Origin of the sequence: Fulvivirga kasyanovii, assembly GCF_009711405.1 — a bacterium.
GTDB classification, from domain to species: Bacteria; Bacteroidota; Bacteroidia; order Cytophagales; family Cyclobacteriaceae; genus Fulvivirga; species Fulvivirga kasyanovii.
The window spans coordinates 1-3,301 of sequence record NZ_SMLW01000585.1 but is presented as its reverse complement, the minus strand read 5'-3'; the positions used below and the strand labels follow the sequence as shown (position 1 = coordinate 3,301).

Sequence of the window (3,301 nt, the reverse complement as noted above, 5' to 3'; positions counted from 1 at the left end):
TTATCTTATCAATGATTATACTATTAGCTACGCCAACTCTGCTAACCACCTATTTATAAATGACGATTTGCACACTATTACCAGGTCTTCGAGTAAGTGCCTGGCTTTTTCATACAGCAGTGATTCAACAACCATGTCTTCCCTTGATTTTCTTGTACTAAGAGATTTTAAGCACGACCTGCCTGGTACAAGAGAGGAAATCAAAAGTATTTCAAAGATATTCCCAGGAAAATATTACTTTGGTAGCTTGGCTTCTGAGGCCAATTTCAAAAGGGAGAGCCAGCACTATTCCATACTTCACCTTGCCCTTCATGGAGAGGTCAGTGATACAGACCCGTTATACTCAAAACTAAAATTCTCTCCTGCCGATAATGATTCAACCGAAGATGGGTACCTGAATATCTATGAGATCTACAACATGAACCTTAACTCGGAGCTGGCCGTGCTAAGCGCCTGCAATACAGGGTATGGCAAACTGGAAAAGGGAGAGGGCCTGATGAGCCTGGGCAGGGCCTTTCAATATGCAGGTGTCAATAGCCTGCTTCTGAGCAATTGGGGAGTTCCGGATGAGGTTGCACCGACCCTAATGTATGACTTTTACAGGTATTTGAAACAAGGTATGAAGAAAAGCGAAGCACTACGCAATGCCAAACTGAACTATCTGAAATCTGCTGGCATTCATAAGAGCGCCCCTTTTTATTGGGGTAGTTTTGTAGTCATTGGTGATACTTCCCCAATAGAGATAGAAGGAGGAGCTTTCAATTACTGGATATATTTTGCTTTAATCATTTCTGTGTTTGCGAGTATTTTGGCTTTATCAGTCCAGTATTCTAAATATTAAATAAAGATTTGTGAGGACTTTTATTTTTTTCATTTTCGGTATACTATTTCTATCCTTTGCCTCAAATGCGCAAAAGCATTATCTGAGTGAGATAGATAGCCTCAATAAAGAGCTTGCTTATGTAAATGATACCCTAAAAGTTAAAGTTCTGGATCAACTGGTTAGGAAGTATTTCTCTGTAAATGAGAATGCAAAAATGTACAGTTCACTAAATGAACTGGAACGTCTTTCCCATGCTCTTAGCAGTTACGAAGGACAATTCAAAGCCAATTTTTACCAGGGGATGATCGCTTTTAATATTGAATGGCAACCATCAAAGGCGTTAAGGCATTTGCATAGGGCACTCAAAATTGGAGAAAAGTATAAAATAAATGATCCCAAGACCTATTCGTCCATTTATAATAATCTTGGCTTGATCTATAAGAATCTGGAGCAATTTGACTCTGCCGCATACTGTTACCAAAAGGTAATACAAATCAATGAAAATAATGGTTTAGCAAAAAATAACGTAGTTATCTATTTAAATATGGCCAGGATGCATCATGCAATTGGTAATATTGTCCTCACATTGAAGTATGCTAAGAAATGCCTTGATTTGGCTGTAAAAGAAGGGGATGATCTATCCCAATTCATCGGGCACAAAACGATGGCAGAATTCCTGGTCTATATACGATCCCTTGATGTAGCTCGGGATTATGCTAAAAGAGCTCGGAGCCTTTGCCTTAGTATATATGGAAAAGACCATTCGAATATGGCAGCAGTTAGTTCCATTCTATCCAAAATCGAGTTTTATTCTGGTAATCATGAAAATGCTTTGTTATATGCCAAACAGGGCGAAAAAATACTTGTCAAAATTTATGGGAATATCCACCCTAAACTCGCAGGCACTTTCATTGTTATTGGACATAATTATTCTGAGCTTAATCAGTATGATTCTGCAAAGTATTACTATCAAAAGGCATTTAAATGCACAAATAGTATTCAAGAGGAGAATAATTTGACAAGGTTGATGGCCCTTCAAGCTTTAGCAAAGTGCTACGCATCAACTAATGATCATAAAAACGCTATAAAATACTTTAACCTTGCTCTTAATGTTAAAGGGCTACAGGCTGAGGCCAGATCCACTGGATATAGTGATATGGCAAAGTACTTTTTTAAAAAAGGAGAGTTTACCAAAAGCTTGAAAGCTTACCAGCAAGCTATAAATATAAATTTAAGCCTACCTCTCGATACCGAGTATAAAGACCCTCCGGTAGAATTGTTAAGCACAAGCTATAGAGGATTGTTGCTGATGCAATGGAAGGCAGAGGTTCATGAACATCTATATAGTCAGTCAAAAGAACGAGAATATTTAATTAAGGCTGCCACTGAATATCAAATCTGCGACTCTATTATCAATACCTTTAGAAATAACTATCAAAACACTAAAGATCTATTGAACTATAATCAATCAGTTGTAAAAGTTTATAATGGAGGAGTGAGGGTATCCCAAAAGTTATATGATATGTCAGGTGACAGGAAATACAAACAGATGGCTTTTCTTTTTGCAGAAAAGGAGAAGGCGAACCTGCTTTACAGATCCATATCATTGCAAAATGCCCTTCGGTATAGCTTTCTGCCTGATTCTGTTTTGGCCTACGAGGAGACATTAAAAGGTCAAATCACCTTTTGTCTGTCCAGAATAAACGCAAATCGGAATGATGATAGTATACGTCAGAACTATGAGGAGCGGTTACTTACTTTGGAAAGAAACCATGAAAAGTTTCTAAGAGAGATAGAAGACTTATTTCCCAGGTACTATAAGTTGAAATATGGAAATGAATTTCTTCCTCTGCACGAAATTCAAAAGAAATTGGCTGAAAATGTGGTTGTAGAGTATGTCTTAACTGAGGAATCTATTTATATCTTTTTGATAAGGAGTAATAACTCTCAAATTATCAAACTGGAGAGGCCAGGTGATCTTGATCAGAGGATAGAAGACATGAGATTATCCATTTTGTCCAAACAATATCAAGAGTATAACGATGTAGCACACAGCTTATACAAAATCCTTTTTGAACCTCTTGAACCTTATTTGAACAAAGAAGATCATATTGTGATAGTTCCTGATGGTAAACTATGGTATTTAAATTTTGATTTGCTTCTGAAAAGCGAAGGAACAGGGAAGCCCTTTTATGCACTGGATTATCTTATCAATGATTATACTATTAGCTATGCCAACTCTGCTAACCACCTATTCATAAATGACGATTTACCCACTATTACCAGGTCTTCAAATAAGTGCCTGGCTTTTTCCTATAGTAGTGATTCTGCAGCCACATCGTCCATGGATTTCCTTGTACTAAGGGATTTTACGCACGACCTGCCAGGCACAAGAGAGGAAATCAGGAGTATTTCAAAACTGTTTCCAGGTAAATACTACTTTGGTAGCTTGGCTTCTGAGGCCAATTTCAAAAGGGA

General features: G+C 37.5%; 2 protein-coding genes. Both read left to right on the top strand.

Features of this window, described 5'->3' with window-relative positions; all coding sequences use genetic code 11:
• Window positions 1-841, top strand: an 841-nt coding sequence (locus tag E1163_RS16340; protein ID WP_185156115.1) for a CHAT domain-containing protein, incomplete at its 5' end; no start/stop codon positions are given.
• Between the two features lie 10 nt (window positions 842-851).
• A partial coding sequence (locus tag E1163_RS16335) for a tetratricopeptide repeat protein (protein WP_155173529.1) occupies window positions 852-3,301 on the top strand: 2,450 nt, incomplete at its 3' end.